This window comes from Streptomyces aurantiogriseus (genome assembly GCF_014649375.1).
GTDB lineage: Bacteria > Actinomycetota > Actinomycetes > Streptomycetales > Streptomycetaceae > Streptomyces > Streptomyces aurantiogriseus.
Window position 1 is genome coordinate 443935 of the sequence record NZ_BMSX01000005.1, and the last position, 17681, is coordinate 461615.

Annotated in this window: 14 protein-coding genes; 5 read left to right on the forward strand and 9 right to left on the reverse strand. The window is 71.7% G+C overall.

The genetic code is table 11. From position 1 onward, the window contains the following. Positions 1–78: 78 nt before the first annotated feature. The 3 genes from IE263_RS14425 to IE263_RS14435 all read right to left on the reverse strand — a co-directional run bounded on the left by IE263_RS14425 (position 79) and on the right by IE263_RS14435 (position 3641). On the reverse strand, positions 79–2421 hold the full coding sequence (locus IE263_RS14425; protein WP_189936193.1) for a glycoside hydrolase family 65 protein: 2343 nt from the start codon (positions 2419–2421) through the stop codon (positions 79–81). After that, complete coding sequence (locus IE263_RS14430) at positions 2418–3161, reverse strand: HAD family hydrolase (RefSeq protein ID WP_189936194.1); 744 nt, start codon at positions 3159–3161, stop codon at positions 2418–2420. The genes IE263_RS14425 and IE263_RS14430 overlap by 4 nt, the downstream gene beginning before the upstream one ends. Positions 3162–3245: 84 nt before the next feature. Next, positions 3246–3641, reverse strand: a complete 396-nt coding sequence (locus IE263_RS14435; RefSeq protein ID WP_189936195.1) for a nuclear transport factor 2 family protein — start codon at positions 3639–3641, stop codon at positions 3246–3248. Between the two features lie 62 nt (positions 3642–3703). On the opposite strand from IE263_RS14435, the gene IE263_RS14440 reads away from it, so the two are divergent. The 3 genes from IE263_RS14440 to IE263_RS14450 are packed head-to-tail and all read left to right on the forward strand — an operon-like array spanning position 3704 to position 5635. Beyond that, positions 3704–4414, forward strand: a complete 711-nt coding sequence (locus IE263_RS14440; RefSeq protein WP_189936197.1) for a nucleoside/nucleotide kinase family protein — start codon at positions 3704–3706, stop codon at positions 4412–4414. Next, positions 4350–4946 (forward strand): hypothetical protein, encoded by a 597-nt coding sequence (locus tag IE263_RS14445; protein ID WP_189936199.1) that lies wholly within the window; start codon positions 4350–4352, stop codon positions 4944–4946. The genes IE263_RS14440 and IE263_RS14445 overlap by 65 nt, the downstream gene beginning before the upstream one ends. 53 nt (positions 4947–4999) lie before the next feature. Beyond that, positions 5000–5635: a DUF6461 domain-containing protein gene (locus IE263_RS14450; RefSeq protein WP_189936201.1), complete on the forward strand. Its 636-nt coding sequence runs from the start codon at positions 5000–5002 to the stop codon at positions 5633–5635. 12 nt (positions 5636–5647) lie between these two features. On the opposite strand, the gene IE263_RS14455 is transcribed toward IE263_RS14450, so the two are convergent. The 6 genes from IE263_RS14455 to IE263_RS14480 all read right to left on the reverse strand — a co-directional run bounded on the left by IE263_RS14455 (position 5648) and on the right by IE263_RS14480 (position 13932). Further along, complete coding sequence (locus tag IE263_RS14455; RefSeq protein ID WP_189936203.1) at positions 5648–7474, reverse strand: hypothetical protein; 1827 nt, start codon at positions 7472–7474, stop codon at positions 5648–5650. A 70-nt stretch (positions 7475–7544) separates the two neighbouring features. Continuing rightward, on the reverse strand, positions 7545–9263 hold the full coding sequence (locus IE263_RS14460; RefSeq protein WP_189936205.1) for a hypothetical protein: 1719 nt from the start codon (positions 9261–9263) through the stop codon (positions 7545–7547). Positions 9264–9265: 2 nt separating this feature from the next. Continuing rightward, positions 9266–10168, reverse strand: a complete 903-nt coding sequence (locus tag IE263_RS14465) for a carbohydrate ABC transporter permease (RefSeq protein ID WP_189936207.1) — start codon at positions 10166–10168, stop codon at positions 9266–9268. Continuing rightward, positions 10165–11076 carry a carbohydrate ABC transporter permease gene (locus tag IE263_RS14470; protein ID WP_189936209.1) on the reverse strand — a complete coding sequence of 304 codons (912 nt, stop codon included), beginning with the start codon at positions 11074–11076 and terminating at the stop codon, positions 10165–10167. Before IE263_RS14470 ends, IE263_RS14465 begins: the two co-directional genes overlap by 4 nt. 123 nt (positions 11077–11199) lie before the next feature. Then, positions 11200–12522, reverse strand: coding sequence for an extracellular solute-binding protein (locus IE263_RS14475; RefSeq protein ID WP_189936212.1), 1323 nt, complete (start codon positions 12520–12522; stop codon positions 11200–11202). Between the two features lie 276 nt (positions 12523–12798). Next, positions 12799–13932 carry an ROK family protein gene (locus IE263_RS14480; protein ID WP_229910977.1) on the reverse strand — a complete coding sequence of 378 codons (1134 nt, stop codon included), beginning with the start codon at positions 13930–13932 and terminating at the stop codon, positions 12799–12801. Positions 13933–14251: 319 nt separating this feature from the next. Here IE263_RS14480 and IE263_RS14485 point away from each other — a divergent pair, with 319 nt between their 5' ends. Next, positions 14252–15160: a BadF/BadG/BcrA/BcrD ATPase family protein gene (locus IE263_RS14485; RefSeq protein WP_189936215.1), complete on the forward strand. Its 909-nt coding sequence runs from the start codon at positions 14252–14254 to the stop codon at positions 15158–15160. Between the two features lie 580 nt (positions 15161–15740). Beyond that, on the forward strand, positions 15741–17657 hold the full coding sequence (locus IE263_RS14490; RefSeq protein ID WP_189936217.1) for a phosphatase PAP2 family protein: 1917 nt from the start codon (positions 15741–15743) through the stop codon (positions 17655–17657). Positions 17658–17681: the final 24 nt, after the last annotated feature.

The window sequence follows — 17681 nt, forward strand, 5'->3', positions numbered from 1 at the left end:
GGAAAACACGGCAAAAGTAACCCGCCTCGGGCGGATACGCAGGGTGAAGACCGGCCAAGTGCCCGACAGGTCAGGCGATCAGCGGGCGCCTGGGCGGCGGTGCGGGGGCTGCTCGGGTGACGGGCGCTGTGGAACCGGCGGGACCGTGCGCACGGCCGGGCCGTCGCCGTTGAGGGACACCGGGGTGCCGTGATGGCTGATGGTCAGGGGTGGGCCGGACAGCAGGGTGTAGGTGGCCTTGTCGGGGCCGACCTCCACATGCAGACGACGGCCGAGGAGCTGGACGGAGAAAGCGAGGCGGCTGAACATCTCCGGCAGACGGGGTGCGAAGCGCAGGCTGTCGCCGTCGCGGCGCAGCCCGCCGAACCCGGCGACCAGCGCCATCCAGGTACCGGCGAGGGAGGCGATGTGCAGCCCGTCGCGGGTGTTGTGCTCCAGGTCCGCCAGGTCCATCAGGGCGGCCTCGGCCGTGTAGTCGTAGGCCAGGCGCATGTGGCCGGCCTGGGCGGCGACGACGGCCTGGCAGCACGCCGACAGCGAGGAGTCGCGGACGGTCAGCGGCTCGTAGTAGGCGAAGTTGCGGGCGATCTGCTCCTCGTCGAAGAAGCTGCCGCAGGTGTACATCGCCAGGACCAGGTCCGCCTGTTTGACGACCTGCTTGCGGTAGAGGTCGAAGTAGGGGAAGTGCAGCAGCAGGGGGTACTGGTCGGGGCGGGTGCCGGAGAAGTCCCAGCGCTGGTAGCGGGTGAAGCCCGCGTGCTGTTCGTGGACGCCCAGTTCGTCGTTGTAGGGGATGTGCACGGCGGCGGCGGCGTCCCGCCAGGCGGCGCTCTCCTCCGCGTCGACGCCGAGCGCGGCGGGCTCCTCCGGGTGGCGTTCGACGACGTCGGCGGCGGCGAGGAGGTTCGCCCGGGCCATGAGGTTGGTGTACGTGTTGTCGTCGGCGACCGCGCTGTACTCGTCGGGGCCGGTGACGCCGTCGATGTGGAAGGTGCCGTGCGCGTCGTGGTGACCGAGGGAGCGCCACAGGCGGGCGGTCTCCACCAGTAGTTCGACACCCGTGTCCCGTTCGAAGTCGGTGTCGCCGGTCGCCGCGACGTAGCGGACGACGGCGTCGGCTATGTCGGCGTTGACATGGAAGGCGGCGGTGCCGGCCGGCCAGTAGGCGGAGCCCTCCGAGCCCTCGATGGTGCGCCAGGGGAACGCGGCGCCGCTCAGGCCGAGTTGGGCGGCGCGCTCGCGGGCGGCGTCCAGGGTGTTCTTCCGCCAGCGCAGGGCTTCGGAGACGGCCTCGGGCGCGGTGTAGGTGAGCAGGGGCAGGACGAAGGTCTCGGTGTCCCAGAAGGCGTGGCCGTCGTAGCCGGAGCCGGTCAGGCCCTTGGCGGGGATGGCCCGTTGTTCGGCGCGGGCGCCGGCCTGGAGGACGTGGAAGAGGGCGAAGCGGACGGCCTGCTGGATCTCCTCGTCGCCGTCGACCTCCACGTCCGCGCGGGCCCAGAAGTCGTCGAGGTAGGTCCGCTGGTCGTCGAGGAGGCCCTGCCAGCCGCTGTGTCCGGCCGCGGCGAGGGCCGCCTCCACCTGGTCGCTCATCGCGGGCCGGGAGCGGGCGCCGGACCAGCCGTGCGCGACGAGCTTCTCCACGCGCAGCTGCTCGCCGGGCTCCAGCACGGAGGTGACGGTCAGACGGGCCAGGTCCGCGTTGCTCTCGCTGCTGGTGGTGGTCCGCTCGGGGCCCGTGACGGTGTGGTCGGCGGCCACGGCGACGCGCAGACCGCTGCGCTTCGTACGGTGCACCAGCCGCAGACGGTTGCCGACGGCCACGTCCTCCTCCGGCTCCAGCGGCGACTTCAGTGCCCGGGCCGCGCGCGGGTCGCCGTTCGGCTCCGGAAGGCTCTCGTTGGCCACCAGCTCCGACTGGATGACCACCCGGGAGCGGCTGCCGACGGCCTCGACCTCGTAGGCGACGGCGCCGATGGCGCGCTGGGTGAGGGAGACCAGCCGGGTCGAGCGCACCCGGACCGTCGAGCCCGCCGGTGAGGTCCACTCGCAGGTGCGCTCCAACACGCCCCGGCGCAGGTCCAGCACGCGTTCATGGGATTCCAGCCGCCCGTAGCGCAGGTCGAACGGCTCGTCGTCGACCAGCAGCCGCAGGATCTTGCCGTTGGTGACGTTGATGACCGTCTGGCCGGACTCCGGATAGCCGTAGCCCGCCTCGGCGTAGGGCAGGGGGTGCAGTTCGTGGACGCCGTTGAGGTAGGAGCCGGGCAGGCCGTGGGGTTCGCCCTCGTCGAGGTTGCCGCGCCAGCCGACGTGCCCGTTGGACAGGGCGAACACCGACTCGCTCTGGGCGAGGACGTCCAGGTCGAGGTGGGTCTCGCGGACGCACCAGGGCTCGACGGCGTAGGACCGGTCGGTGATCACTCGTTTCCCCCCAGTTCGGCCAGGTCCTTGACGACGACGTCCGCGCCGTGCGCGTACAGGGCGTCGGTCTGCCCCACCCGGTCAACGCCCACGACGTACCCGAAGTGCCCGGCGCGGCCCGCGTCCATCCCGGCCAGCGCGTCCTCGAAGACGGCGGCCCGGGACGGCTCGACACCGAGATCGCGGGCGGCGGCGAGGAAGGTGTCCGGGTGTGGCTTGCCCGGCAGTCCCCGCTCGGCGGCGACCACGCCGTCGATCCGCACCTCGAAGAGGTCCTCGGCGTCGATGGAGCGCAGCACGTCACGGGTGTTGGCGCTGGAGGAGACGATCGCCGTGCGCAGACCCCGGGCACGGACGGCCTCCAGGTAGCGCAGGGTGCCCTCGTAGGCCTCGACGCCCTGGGTGCGGATCTTCTCCAGCAGCAGCTCGTTCTTGCGGTTGCCGAGGCCGTGGACGGTCGGTGCGTCCGGTGGGTCGTCGGGCCGGCCCTCGGGCAGGTGGATGCCGCGGGAGGCGAGGAAGGTGCGGACGCCGTCGGCGCGCGGGCGTCCGTCGACGTACTCGTCGTAGTCGTCGGCGGTGTCGAACGGCCGGAAGTCCTCGCCGTCGCGCTCGCGCAGGAACGCGTCGAACGTCTCCTTCCAGGCGGCCGCGTGCACCACGGCCGTCCGGGTGACCACCCCGTCGAGGTCGAAGAGGCAGGCCTGGATGGTGTCCGGGAGACCGAGCGTCGTCGTCATACAGGTCCCGTTCCCCCGCATGGGGGTGCCCACCGAGTGGCGCGCGCCACATCGACGCGCCACACGGTCAGCGGGAACAAGAGGTCAGTCGTGCGGGAACGAGTGGTGCTCGTGCGCGATGACCCACCGGCCGCGCTGTTTGCGCAGACCGAACGTCAGCCGCAGCCGCAGGGTGGGCCGCTCGGCCAGCTCCTCCGGCGTGCCGACGCGCAACAGGGCGTGCGCGTAGCCGACCTCGGGGCCGGCGGTGACGTCGAGCGTGTCGATCTCGAACAGCGCGCCCTGCGCCTGCCACGCGAAGAACGGCGGCCAGATCGCCCGGTAGGGGCCCAGGCCCCGCAGGCCGTCGTGGGGCGGCGTCACGTAGTACAGGAGGAGGTCCTCGGCGTGGTCGGCGAGGACGGCGTCGAGATCGCCGCGGTGCACCGCGTCCGCCCAGCGCGTGATCAGGGCGCGGATCCGCGTCTCGTCCTCGGACATGTCCTCCTCCTCTCTCGGCCCTCCCGGTCCGGGTCCCCTTCCAGCCTGCGACACTCTGCTGTGTGCTCACATTCGACGATCTGCTCCTGCGCGCCCGTTCCCTCGCCGCGGGCGGCCGGCGCGCGCTCCTCGGCATCGCCGGCAGCCCCGGCGCCGGCAAGACGACCCTCGCCGAGCACCTGGTACGGGAGCTGAACGGCACCGGGGAGCCCTGGGTGGCGCACGTCCCGATGGACGGCTTCCACCTGGCGGACGTCGAGCTCGACCGGCTCGGCCGCCGCGACCGCAAGGGCGCGCCCGACACCTTCGACGCGGCCGGGTACGCGGCCCTGCTGCGCCGGTTGCGCGAGGAGACGGACGGCGACGACATCGTGTACGCGCCCGGCTTCGAAAGGGTCCTGGAGCAGCCGCTCGCGGGTGCCGTCCCGGTGCCGCCCACGGCCCGGCTGGTCGTGACCGAGGGCAACTACCTGCTCCTGGACACGGACGCGTGGGCGCGTGTCCGGCCCGCGCTGGACGAGGTGTGGTTCTGCGAGGCGGAGGAGGACGAGCGCGTCCGCCGGCTGGTCGCCCGGCACGAGGAGTTCGGCAAGGGACACCGGGAGGCGGTGGCCTGGGTGCTGGGCACGGACCAGCACAACGCCGAGCTGGTGGCGACGACTCGGGAGCGCGCGGACCTGGTGGTCCGGGACGTCGTAGGGTGGCCGTATGGGGCTGGACATCACCGTGCTGGGGCTGGACTGGGGGGAGTTGGAGCGGACGCCGGCGGGTGAGCGGCTCGCGGTGCTGGAGGAGGCCACCTGGCCCGAGGACGAGGACGACGACCGGGCCACGGGGCCGGTCCCGGGCTGGCTGGTCCCCGCGTCACCGAGGGTGCCCTGGAGCGGCCGGTACACGTTCCACTGCACCAGCGGCTCCTACAAGCCGCACTTCTGGGCCGGGAAGGGCTGGGAGGACGTGCGGGACTTCGCCGATCCCGTGCTGCGGGAAGCCCTGGACGGTTTCCTGCGCGGGCTGTTCTGGCACGACGACCCGCTCGTACCGCCCATGGACGGCCTCGTCCACTCCCCGTCGCCCAGCGTGCTGGTCGCCTGCCCGCCCGCGGCCGTGAACGCGCTGACCGCTCACTGGGCGCGAGCGGAGCCCCTGCTGGAGGGGCTGCGTGAACCGTACGGCCGGCATGCGGCGGATCCGGGCGGGTGGATCGAGGACTTCGACCGGTTCGACGCGCTGGTGCGCGAGTGGTCCGTCGTCGTGACCGAGGCCGACCGGCGAGGCTGGGGTGTCCTCGGGCTGCCCTTCTGAACGCGGCCGCCGCCTCAACCCCGTTGTCAGTGGCGCCCGTTACAGTCGCCCGCATGAGTGACGGAATCGTGTGGCTGGTCGACCTCAAGGGCTGGATGTCCAGCGTCGTGTTCGCGCGCGGCATCTCCCCCGAGGAACTCGCCGTGCGCCTGGGCGGGGCCCCGGACGGGGCGACGGAGCCGATCACCGACCGGGAGGTGGAGGACCTCGGGGTCGAGTGGTACCGGCCGGGTGACGACGGGGACGGTGTGGTGCGGGTGGGCGAGTGCGGCGGATGGTCCTTCGCCCTGGAGTACTGGGACCCGACCGGCGGTGACCTGCTCGAGGAGGTCTCCCGGGACGGGGTCGAGGTCGTGCGGTACGTGCCGATCCAGGAACATCCGCCCGCCATGGTGGACTACGCCCGCGACGGCGTGTTCCTGTGCGGGTTCGGGTTGCGGGAGGAGATATGGCGCTGGGGGCAGGAGCCCGATCTGCTCCTGCCGGACCTCGTCGCGGCCGGAGTCCTCTCCCCCGACGGGAAGACATATCTCCCGCCGGAGGACGAGGACTACCAGACCGGTTACCGCCGCAGCCTGGGCGTCCTGGAGCGGAGGTTCGGGCTGTCCCTCTCCCCCGCGTACCTGCGCGACGCCCGGCTGCCCGCCTACGCGGTGCGCGGCACCCCGCGGATGACCCTCGACGGCTGACCCGGCACGCGCTCAGGCGGCGCGCAGCGCCAGTTCCGGTTCGCCCTGCGCGTCCGCGTCGCCGAGCACGGCGGTGAAGGCGGCCGTCCGTACGGTCAGTCCCTCCTCGCCGCGCTCGACGGACACCGTGAGCTTCTCCTCCGAGCCGTAGCGCACGGCGAAGACGTGCAGGTCGTCCGGGGCGTCCGGGGCCGGGCCCACCTCCAGGGCCGTGGAGCTGATCAGGTGCCGCCAGCCCTCGTCGGGGTTGCCGTAACCGCGCGGGTCGGCGGCGAGGGCGAAGGCGGCCTGCTCCTGGGTGGTCTCCGCGCGGGCGTCGAAGTGGTCCGGCCCCTGCGCGTCGGGGTGCGTCAGCCGCAGGGCGCCGGCGGAGGCCACCGCGCCCTCGGCCGTGCGCCGCACCCGGTCGCCGTCGTCCTCGGCGTACGGCAGTCCGGCCAGCAGGTAGGGCGTGCCGTCGAGGCGTTCCACGGCCACCGTCGTCCACAGGGTCGTGCCGTCGGTGACGTACAGGGAGCGCACATGCCGCAGGACGTGGTCGCGGCCGACGACCGGCTTGGTGACCAGTTTGGCGGTCAGGCCGTCGGCGCGGACGTCGCGGACGCGGACCTCGCCCATGGGGCGGCACAGGAGGAAGCCGTCGGTGACCGGTCCGAAGCCGTGCTGGCGGCCGACGGCCGCGGGCAGGTAGTAGGTGCCGCCGGCCTCGACCAGGGACGGGGTCATCCGGTCGTCGAAGGCCACCGAGACGGTGCCCGCGCGCAGTTGGTGCCGTGCGGCCGTGCTGGAGGGCTCGCGATGCCAGCGGGTGGCGTCCTGGATCTGCCAGACCAGCATCCACGCGAAGTGGCCGTCGATCCCGCCGTCCGCCTTGACCGCGTGCCGGCCCCAGCGGGTGTCGCCCCGGTAGCGGCCCAGGTCGGAGCCGATACGGCGGCTGAAGTAGCGCAGGCCCAGGACCGACTCGAAGCCGGAGTGCTGCTCGCTGTAGCGGGGGCCGCCGTTGTCGAAGCCGCCGTTGGTCAGCCGGGCGTCGATGTAGCGGGCGAGCGCGTCACCGTCCTGCGCGAAGACCTCCTCGCCGCTGACCCGGTGGGCCTGGGCGAGGAAGGAGAGCGAGATCGGGCCGTAGTTGTTGTCGTAGGCGCCGCCGTGCTCGGGGGGCAGCAGGGCACCGCGGTCGCGGACGCGGTGGGCCAGGATCTCGTCGGTGTACAGCTCCAGGGCGCGCGCACGGACCGACTCCCGCTCGGGGGACGGCAGATGGCTCGCCAGCATCAGCCCGCCGACGATGCAGCCGATCGCCTGGTTGCCCGCCTCCTGGGGGTTGAAGAACGTCGCCTCGGTCAGCCAGCTCCAGTAGCCACGCGCCACTTCGAGCAGTTCGCCGCGCCGTTCGTCGTCGACGAGGCCGTCCGCCGTGTCCAGCAGGTTGACCGCCTGGAGCAGCGCCCAGACCGTGCTGGGCCAGTCCCCGATGGGGTGCGCGCCGGCCGCGAGGGTGTAACGGGCATACGGCAGACCGGAGTTGCGCGCTCGCAGGTTGGGGTAGCCGGGGTTGTCCTGGGTGTACACCCGCTCTCGCAGATGGAAGGCGAGGCTGCGGCGGACCGCCTCCGGCAGCCGCGGGTCCTTGGTGCGCTGCCAGGCGAGCGCGAGCAGGGAGGTGATGCCGAGGGAGGTGTCACCGATGTCGTCGACGCAGTCGGGGTGTTCGAGGTTGCCCTCGGGCGTCAGGCGCGCAAGGGCCTGCTCGACAACGTCCGCGAGGACGGCGTCGTATGCCTGCGGGCTGTCCGGCAGGTCGTGCAGCGGGCCGCGCTGGTGCGTGAGGTGCACGGGAGGGGGCGTGAGGTGCAAGGGGATCAGCCCTTCAGGCCGGAGGTCGCCATGGCATGGGTCGTCGGGGTCACACGACAGGTGCGGGCCGGCGGGCGCGCAGCGCGACAGTGAGTGTGTGCGGGCCATGTCCACCGATGTAGACGTGGTTCCCGCTCGTCGCATCGGTGCCGCCCGCCACGGTGTAGTCCTGACCCGGGTCGTATCGCAGTATGTCGCCCCGGTCCGGTCCAGCGAGCGGTTCGCCCGCCTCGACGGCGGCCTCGACCCGGATCTCGTCGTCGCCGGCCCGGTAGGTCAACGGCTCGGTCGTCAGGCACCAGCGTCCCTCGCCGAGCGGTACGGCGCCCTGCGGCTCGCCGCCCGACCGGAAGGTCAGTTCGAGGGCCCAGGGCACCGGTGGTCCGCCGATGTCGATCCGCAGGTCGGCCCCGTCCTCCCGCAGGTCGACCTCGACTCGAGTCGTGTGGGAGACCTCGTCCTGGGGGCGGTCGGGGAAGGCCATCGCCGCGGAGAAACGGCCCTCGTCCAGCAGGCGGTAGGCGCCGTCGTCGCGCCTCCGGTCCTTCGGGAGCGGCTGGTAGTAGGCGGTTGTGAGGGTTTGGGTGAGCCGGTACCGGTTGTCGGCGAGCTGTTCCATGTCGGCGGCGCGGAACGGGCCCAGGTCGAAGAACACCCGCGAGAGGCGGACCGCGTCGAGGACGGCGGCACCGGCGAACATGCGCAGGAAGGTGGGGTTGCAGGCGAGGCCCGAGCGGATGCGCCGGTGCTCGGGCACGTCGGAGCCGCCGTACACCACCGTGTGCGCGGTGGCCGAGGCGTGTGCGGCGAGGCGCGCGGTGGTGAGGTACCGGTCGCGCGGAAGTGTCTCCGCGACGGGGTCGGGCAGTGCGCGGCACAGGTCCGGGGTGAGGAGGGTCTGGGCGAGCAGGTCGGGGTCGTCGATGCCGTCGGCGGCCGCCAGGCGGGCCGCGCGGGCGAAGTCGCCCCGGCCTGTGCGGATCGCGAGCAGCCGGTAGTGCGGCAGGTAGGGCCACAGCGGGAACGAAAGCTTCTGGTCCTGGCGGCGCGAGTGGACGGTCTCCACTGTGCCGTCCGGCCTGATCAGGTCCAGGGTCGTGGCGAGGTTGCGTTCGACGGCGTCCAGCAGGTCGGTACGCCCGAGCACCTCGGCCAGCAACAGCAGCGCCGGGTTGGTCACGATGGACGCGTAGACGGCACTGCGCTCCGAGTACAGGCCGTCCGCGTCGATGTCGACGCCCTCGGCGAGCCACTCCTCGACGCGGGCGGGCAGCCGGTCGTCGGGGAAGGACCGGTGCAGCCGGGCCAGCGCCGCGCACAGCTCCCAGCGGTGGTTCGGGGTGTGCACCCCACCGGCCAGGAGACTGCCCGCAGAGGCGCCGGCGATCTCGGCGAGCGCGGCCGTGACCTCGCGCAGTTCCGGCCCCGCGCCGACGGCGAGGACGTGCGCGTCGCACACGTCGTTGACGGTGAACGCGGAGTCCGGCGGTGACTGCACGTTGTCGCCGCCGGCGAAGAGGCCGGTGGGTGTCTGCGCGGCCCGCAGGGCGCGGAGGTGGGTCATCGCGGCGGCGACGGCCTGCCCGCTGCCGTGCAGTACCGAGTCCGGGGAACGGTACGCCGCGACCAGGGTCTTCACCCGGCGCGCCAGACCACGGTGCGGCACACCGGCGGGTTCCTCGTCGGGGCCGGCCGCCAGCGGGGCGGCCGACCGGTCGGCGGCGCGCGCCGCCGCGCGGACGAACTCCTGGTCGAGCGGGGTGGGCAAGGTCAGTCCTTCAGTCCGGCATTGATGTCGGCGTTCATGACGTAACGCTGGAACACCAGGAAGACGACGATCAGCGGAATCATGGAGATGACCGATCCGCCGAGCACCACCGACCAGTTGATGTTCTGCGCCCCGACGAGGCTCTGGATGCCGATCTGCACGGTGAACTTCTCGGGGTCGTTGAGCATCAGCAGCGGCCAGATGTAGTCGTTCCACCGCCACTGGAACGACAGGATGGCGAGCGTCAGCATGATGGGCCGGGAGATCGGCACCATGATCCTCAGGAAGATCGACAGCTCACGCGCGCCGTCGATGCGGGCGGCCTCGATGAGCTCGTCGGGGACCGTCAGGAAGAACTGGCGGAACATGAAGCACCCGGTCGCGGTGAGCACGGCCGGGAGGATGATGCCGGCGAGCGAGTTGTAGAGGCCGAGGTCGCGGACCACCAGGAACTGCGGGGCGAGCATGACCTCGGACGGCAGCATCGTGGTGGCCAGAATGCCGACGAAAAAGACCTTGAGCCACTTGTTGTCGTACTTCGCCAGCGCGTACCCCGTGCAGCAGCTGACTCCCACCGTGAGGATCGTCGCGATCACACACACGATGGTCGTGTTGATGAAGTACTGGGAGAAGTTGGCGCTGTCCCACGCCGCCTGGTAACCCGACACGGTGGGGTCGTGCGGAAACAGCGTCAGCGGAAGGGAGAACAGGTCTCCCGCCGGTTTGAAGGAGCTGAGGACGAACCACAGCACCGGAATCCCGTAGAGGGCCGCCAGGACCCACAGCAGGGTCGTCGCGGGCACCGCACGCCGAAGCCCACCGCTACGGCCGCTGCTGGGCCGCTTCTTGGAGGCGGCCCGTACAGAACCGGCGTCGACCTTGCGCGGCATGTCTGTGGTTGTCATCGGTTCTCCACCCGCCGGTTGACCATCAGCTGGATGATCGCGACGGCCATCAGGATGAGCATGAGCACGAACGACGCGGCGCTCGCGTAGCCGATCTGGCCCGATTTGAAGCCGGTTTGGTAGATGTACTGGACGAGCAGGTTGTTCGACGTTCCGGGTCCGCCGTTGTTGAGGGAGGCGAACAGCGGATATTCCTTCATCCCGTGGATCGTGTTGAGCAGGATGACGATGAAGGAGGTGGGCGCGATGCTCGGCAGTGTGATGCTGATGAACTGGCGCCACGGACCGGCGCCGTCGAGCGCGGCCGCCTCGTAGTACGACTGCGGTACGTTCTTGATCGCCGCGATGAACAGCAGCATGGAGAAGCCCGTCCAGGCCCAGGATGCCGCCACCACGACCACCAGCAGCGACAGGTCCGCGTTCGACTGCCACGGAACGGCGCTTCCGCCGACCTTCTCGATGAGGTAGTTGACCAGTCCGAAGTTCTCACCGAACAGCCACCGCCACAGGACACCCACGACGATGGGCGACAGCAGCCACGGAATGAAGAAGAAGACGCGGGCGACCGACACGCCCTTGGCGTGCTTGCTCACCAGCACGTTGGCGATGAGCAGCGAGAACACGAAGTTCAGCGGAACGAAGAGCACGGTGTACAGCAGCGTCCGGGTCAGCGCGCCGTAGAAGGTGGAGTCCCCGAACAGGTTGCTGTAGTTGTCCAGTCCGACGAACTGGAACGCCCCTACGCCCGTGTAGTTCGTGAAGGAGTAGACGAGCCCGATCACCGCCGGCCAGACGAAGAACAGCGCGAAGAGCACGACATTGGCCGCGATGAGGACGAGCGGCGCGACGGTGTACTTGCTGCGTCTCCTGGGCGGGCTCGCGGACACGTCCGAGGCGCGTTTTGTCATCTTCCTGACTCCGTGCTGGTGGAATGGGTTCCTGTGGGCTCAGGCCATGAGCGGCATCACGTGGGGTCCTGAGGCCCGGGCGGCGGTGTCTCGACCCCGCCGCCCGGGCCTGCCGGCCTACGATCAGCCGCCGACCTGCTGGTTGTAGCCGTCCACGATGTTCTGCAGGGCCTTGTCGGCCGACTGCTGGCCGTTGATCGCCTTGCCGAGCTCCGTCTTGGTCGGGTCCTCGGTGAGGCTCTTGCCCTTCAGCACCCAGTTCGTCTGCGCGGTGTTGAAGTAGCCGGAGATCGGGGCGTAGAGCGGGATCGACTCGTTGTACAGCTTGAACGCCGCCTGCGCCGCCTCGGAGGTGAAGGGGTACTTCGGGTTCAGACCGCTCTCGACCGGCAGGAACCCGGACGCCTCACACAGCGCCTGGTAGTGGGCCGGCTCGTACAGCCAGGACAGGAACTTCTGCGCGGCGGTGGCCGCGTCGGCGTTGTTGTTGAAGCCCACCGTCATGCCGCCGCTGTTGACGTCGCTGGCCTGCACCGGCTGGGCGGGAGTCGGGACACTCGCCCACTCGAACTTCTTGATGCTCTCCGCGAAGGCGGGAACCTGCCACACGCCGGACCAGTAGGCGACCACGTCACCGCTCTGGAACATGGCCGACGGGTCGGCGCCGCTGGTCCACACCGACTTCGGCATGGTCTTGTCGTCGTTCAGTCCGACGAAGTAGTTCACGGCCTTCTTGGTCGCCTCGTCCACCGAGAACTTGCCGGAGTCGTCCGCGTGGACGTACTTCCCGCCCATCTCGTACACCATGGCGCGCAGCCGGGACGGCGACTGGTCGAAGGTCAGGGAGTACTTGGCCTTGGTCTTCTCCCGGACCTCGTCCGCCGCCTTGATGAAGTCGGTCCAGGTCCAGGTCTTCTGGGGCGAGGTCGGGAAGGAGACGCCGGCCTTCTCGAACAGCGTCTTGTTGATGAACAGGCCGGACGCCGTGACGTCCGAGGGGATGGACAGCACCTTCCCGGACGAGTCCTTGGCGACGAAGTTGGCGTTGATCTTGTTGCTCTTGTTGTTGGCGATGGAGCTGAGGTCGATCAGCTTGTTCGACCAGATCGGGTCCAGCTTCGGCACTGCCGCCACGTCGGGCAGCGAGTTCGCCTGCGCGGCGTTGCGCAGCTTCGCGTCGTAGCCGTCGTAGGGGATGTTGACGAGCTTGACGTCGACGCCGGCTTCCTTCTTGTACTGCGCCACCATCTTCTTCCAGCCCGCGTCCTGCCCCGGAACCGTGGAGATCCAGAACGTCAGCGACTTGGAGTTTCCGCCCGAGCCGGAATCCGACCCGCAGGCGGAGAGCAGAAGGGCACCTGCCGTGGCCACGGCAGCGAGGGGAACCACGCGGCGTATGCCGCCGCGGCCGAGTCGGCGGGAGCGCCGCACACCCACACTGGTCATTTTCGATCCCTTTTCGTCGTACTGGACGGAGCACGGCGCCAGCCGAGGCGGCACGGGTGCATTTTGCAGGAGATTTCGCTTTCCGGGGGGGCGCGGCCTCGCCCGGCCGCGCCGCCTTCACGGGTGGGATCCCCGGCCATGAGGGCCGTCGTCGCACAAGCACGCCCTCGTGCGGCTGCCGTACTTCGCGTACGGGCGGGACGCTCACCCCAAGTCGGCGTCCCGGCCAACTTAGAAAGCGCTTGTCCGGACATTGGCAGACCGAGTCGGAGGCCGTCAATCCTTCGTCCCCGCGGCCTGGGTCACGGTTTGGACTCCCCGGGCGACCGCGAGCCGCGCCGCGCCCACGACGGTACCGAAGTCCCCCACCGTGCTGCTGACCACCTCGGTGGGCCAGCTCAGCCGCGCCAGCTCGGCGCGCACCCCGGGCAGGAGCTGCGGATCCGCGCCCGTGATGCCGCCCAGCACGATCAGCCCCGGGTCCAGCACGGCGGTCACGGCGGCGGCGAGGCGGCCCACGTCCGCGGCATGCCGGCCCACGACGGCACGGGCCGCGGCACGGCCCTCCGCGGCGAGTGCGAAGAGCCGCTCGACGGTGTCGGGGCACGGCCCGTCGGCGTCCTGCCACGCCTCGGCGGCCCGCCGCAGGAGGGAGCGGGCGCCGATGTACTCCTCCAGGGCCTCGTGGCGCGGCTCGCGGCCGTCGTCCCAGGGGTAGGGCAGCCGGGCCAGTTCTCCGGCCGCTCCGTTGGCTCCGCTCAGCACCTGACCGCCGACGACGATGCCGAGGCCGATGCCCACGCCGATCCGCAGATAGCCGAAGGTGCGCCGGCCACGGGCCGCGCCCTCGTGCAGCTCCGCGAGCGCGGCGCAGTTGACGTTGTTCTCGAGGTGGACGGGGACGCCCGGGGGCAGCGCGACCGCCATGGCGTCGAAGAGGGGCCCGGCCTTGGCCGTCGCGGGGCGCATACCGGCGCCCTCCCCCTGCCGCGCGGTGACGTCTCCCACGGCGACGACGATGGTGCGCAGCGGGGCGTCCGGTGGCAGCGCGGCGAGGGCCTCGCGTACGGCCTCGGCGGCGTCCGCCCGGGAGGTGGTGGCCTCGGCGAGCAGGGTGCCGTCCAGGGCGCAGCCGCGGACCCGGGTGTGGACCGGGCCGAGGTCGACGGCGAGGACCGCCCCGGCGGCCGGCCCCAGACGGTAGACGGCGGCGGAGCGGCCGGTGCCGCTGGAGGCGGTGCCGGAGTGGGCGGCGAGCCGGACGCTCTCCAGTTCCGCGACGGCGGAGGACACCGTCGGCTTGGACAGGCCCGCCAGGCTCGCGAGCTGCGGCCGGGTCGCGCTGCCCGCCTCGGCCAGCACGGCGAACACCGCACTCGCGCTCTCGGTCAGGCGGGGGGCTCTTGCCACGTCGTGTTCCACAGTTCCCCCACTCAGGTCACGGGCCGCGCTCCCGCGTCGATCGTCTCTGCGGGATGCGGCGATGGAATGCGCCTGCGTCGCGCGTGCCCGGCCCGCGGCGGCCCGGACGGGCCGCCCTCGGCGGTCGGTGCGCGACGACTCTTGACGCACTGTACTTCGTTAGTTAACTTCCTAACGAACATCACGGTACTCGCCTGCCGTACTCCGCCAGAAGCCCGTCCCGGGGCTTCCCGAGTTCTTCGACTGCCCGTCCTCCAGGCACGGTTCGCCCGCCGTCGCAGCACAGCGCAACGACGAAAGAGGATCCGTGCAGGACTCCCCCTCCTCCTGCCCTCTCGTGGTCGGTATCGACGTGGGCGGCACCAAGTCGCATCTCCGCGCGCTCGCGGGCGACACCCCCGTGGCCGATCACGTCCGCCCGAGCAGCGGCTGGCGGCCGCACGACCCGGTGGCCGCCGCCGGATGGCTGGCCGCGCTGGTCGCCGAAGCCCTTCCGGCGGGCGCACGCCCGGCCGCCGTGGCCGTCGGCGGGCATGCCTGCGAGACCCCGCGCCAGTGCGCGCAGATACGCACCGCGCTCCAACTCCACTTCGACGCGCCCGCGCTGGTCGTGGGCGACGCCGAACTCCTCGTGCCCGCCGCCGGGCTGGACAAGGGCGCGGGTCTGGTCGCCGGCACCGGCTCGGTGGCCGTGGGCCGGCTGCCCGACGGCACCCGGGTCCAGGTGGGCGGCTGGGGCGCGGCCCTCGGCGACGAGGGTGGCGCCGCCGGTCTGGTCCGGGAGGCGGCACGGGCCGTGTGGGCCGCGCACGACCGCGGGGAGCGGCCCGACGCCCTCGCGCTCGGGCTCGTCGCCGCGCTCGGCGTACCCGAGGTGCCGGCGCTCGGCGCGGCGCTTGAGGGCGCCTCCGACATCTCCGCCGAGTGGGGCCGGCACGCCCCCGCCGTCTTCGCGGCCGCCGCCGACGGTTCCGCGCTCGCCCGGACCGTGATCGCCGAGGCGGGTGAGGCGCTGGCCGCGCTCGTCGCCCGGCTCGACGCCCGCGGGGTCCCGGTCGACGACGTCGTCGTAGCGGGCGGCACGATCCTCGCCCAGCCCGCGCTGTACGAGGCGTTCACCACCGCGCTCGCGGATGCCGTACCCGGAGCACGGGCACGGCCCCTGCAAGTACCGCCGGTTCAGGGGGCGGTGGCCCTCGCGCGGGCGCTGCTGTGACGGCGGCCGGGGACCGCGGGCCGTTGGTTCCCGAGCGGGGCCTGACGCTCCCGCAGCCGCCCTCCAGCGGGAACGGGCCGCGGCGGCACACCCCAGCCACAACGCTCCCACAACCACCCTCCAGCGGGAACAGGCCGCGGCGGCACACCCCAGCCACAACGCTCCCTCAGCCGCCCTCCGGCGGGAGTGGGTCGTGGTGGTGCGGCTGGAGCCCGTCGCTCAGCTCGTCACAGCCAACTCGGACTGTGGCAGCAGGCAGCAGTACGCCCCACACGCGACGGGCTCGCCGCACCACCACGACCCCGACCCCGACCCCGATCCGCCCACTGGCACCACCAGCAGGCGCACTCGGAAACGCCCGCCGACGCTTACCTGGTAGCCGCGGCCCCCCGTTCACACGCAGGACATCCAGCCGTCGCCGAGTCCTCGCCAATGGGACACAACTCGGCCGTAGATCTTCGCTCGTACGCACCATTCGACTCACTGGTCGTCAAAAACCGTCAGAGTCGCACCGGATCGCACTTCTCCGATCCCACGTCCTCCCGGCCGCTCGGCCGAAGAACTCAAGAGAGGCACACCCATGCCGTCACCCGCCGGGCACCGCACGCCCTCGGCCGTGAACAGAAGAGGCTTCCTCAAGACCTCCCTGGGCGGTTCGGCCGCGCTGGTCGCCGCGCCGACCCTCGTCTCCTGGCTGGGCGCCGCCGACGCGAAGGCCGCCACGGCGCCGCTCGCGTTCGTCGACGACTACAAGACGAACGTCCTGACGAACCTCACGCCCGAGACCAACGCCGTGGTGCGAATCCTCGGCGGCATGGCCGAGGTCTGGAAGACCGGCTCCGCCTGGAACACCGGCGCGCCCCTGCGCCCCGAGGTGCTGCGCGCCAACATGCGCTACTGCGCCCGCGTCACCTCCGCCCGCACGGAGGCGCAGGCCAAGGAGGCGTTCCTCTACGACCGCCAGCACCAGAGCTACTCGGTGATCGCCGGCCTGGGCCCGCTCGCCGACCTCTACAAGGCGGGCGCCAAGGCGGTCACCTCGATCACCAGCGCTCCGGACACCACGCCCCCGACCACGATCAGCGACGCCGTGCCCGCCGGCGCCCCGGCCGGTTCGGCGATCGGCGCCGGTTCCCACACCTCGGACCTCGGGCAGGTCGCCAAGCTGGTCGACACCGTGCGCGGCCCCTTCGCCTCCAGCAACCCCGGCAAGTTCGCCTACCAGTACCCGCGTCCGTGGCGCATGAACGAGGACAGCCAGGTCGTCGACACCGGCAGGACCGACGCGTTCGGCTTCCCGGTCTACGACTCGAAGGTGATCGTCGCCCCGCAGCTGCTGCGCCAGCGCGGCTCCTCCCCCGCCGAGGACGGCGGCTATCCCAGCGGGCACACCAACGCCATCCACCTGGCCGCCCTGGCGTTCGCGTACGCGGTGCCCGAGCGGTTCCAGGAACTGGTGACCCGCGCCTTCGAGCTCAGCCACACCCGGATCGTCTCCGGCATGCACTCCACCGTCGACGTCATCGGCGGCCGCGTCATGGCCACCGCCCTCGCCGCGGCCGCGCTCGCCGACCCTGCCAACGCCGAGCTGAAGAAGGCCGCGCGGGCGCAGGCGCTGGCGTACTTCACCGGGAAGACCGGCACGACCGCCGACACCCTGTTCACGTACGCCCACTCCGACGCGGCCGACCGCTACGCCGACCGGCGCGCCAACGCGCGTGCCGTCGAGCCGCGTCTGACCTACGTACTCACGCGGGAGGGCCGCAACCAGCCCCTGACCGTGCCCAAGGGCGCGGAGGTGCTGCTGGAGACCCGGTTGCCGTACCTGGACGCGGCCCAGCGCCGTGAGGTGCTGCGCACGACCGCGCTGCCCGCCGGGTACGTGCTGCTGGACGGCTTCGAGCAGTGGGGCCGCCTCAACCTGTTCGCGGCGGCGGACGGTTACGGCTCCTTCGACTCCGACGTGACGGTCACGCTGGACGCGGCGGCCGGCGGCTTCCACGCGGCAGACGCCTGGCGCAACGACATCGACGGCCGGGGCGGTCTGACGAAGAAGGGCACCGGCACGCTCACCCTGACCGGGCACAACCGGTACACGGGCGGGACCGTGGTGGAGGACGGCGTACTGGTGTCGGCCTCGGCCCACGCGCTGGGCCACGGTGACGTGCGGGTCCTGGGCGGCACCGTGCGGATCGACGAACCGGTGCAGGTGCACGGCGTGTTCGCGCAGGAGGCCGGCACGCTGGAGCCGACGCTGCGCGCGGGCCGGCACAAGGCGGTCCTGACCGTGACGCGCCGGGTCGTGCTGGGCAAGGGCAGCGTGCTGTCCCTGCGCCTCGACGAGGAGAAGCCCCCGGCCGCCGGGAGCACCGTCCGCGTGATCGGCGCCCCGGCCCTGCGCGGCCAGTTCGACCGCGTCGAGCTGAACTCCGACACGCTGCGGGCCGTACCCGTCCACACGGCAGACGGTCTGTCGGTACGACTCCTGAAGCGGTAGCGCCCTCGGGGCGGGAGCCGGTAC

What these genes read in the sequence shown, in the direction of transcription:
- IE263_RS14430 (WP_189936194.1), bottom strand. Translation starts at nt 3,161, where the DNA reads ATGACGACGACGCTCGGTCTCCCGGACACCATCCAGGCCTGCCTCTTC.
- IE263_RS14435 (WP_189936195.1), bottom strand. Translation starts at nt 3,641, where the DNA reads ATGTCCGAGGACGAGACGCGGATCCGCGCCCTGATCACGCGCTGGGCG.
- IE263_RS14445 (WP_189936199.1), top strand. Translation starts at nt 4,350, where the DNA reads ATGGGGCTGGACATCACCGTGCTGGGGCTGGACTGGGGGGAGTTGGAG.
- IE263_RS14450 (WP_189936201.1), top strand. Translation starts at nt 5,000, where the DNA reads ATGAGTGACGGAATCGTGTGGCTGGTCGACCTCAAGGGCTGGATGTCC.
- IE263_RS14465 (WP_189936207.1), bottom strand. Translation starts at nt 10,168, where the DNA reads ATGACAACCACAGACATGCCGCGCAAGGTCGACGCCGGTTCTGTACGG.
- IE263_RS14470 (WP_189936209.1), bottom strand. Translation starts at nt 11,076, where the DNA reads ATGACAAAACGCGCCTCGGACGTGTCCGCGAGCCCGCCCAGGAGACGC.
- IE263_RS14475 (WP_189936212.1), bottom strand. Translation starts at nt 12,522, where the DNA reads ATGACCAGTGTGGGTGTGCGGCGCTCCCGCCGACTCGGCCGCGGCGGC.
- IE263_RS14490 (WP_189936217.1), top strand. Translation starts at nt 15,741, where the DNA reads ATGCCGTCACCCGCCGGGCACCGCACGCCCTCGGCCGTGAACAGAAGA.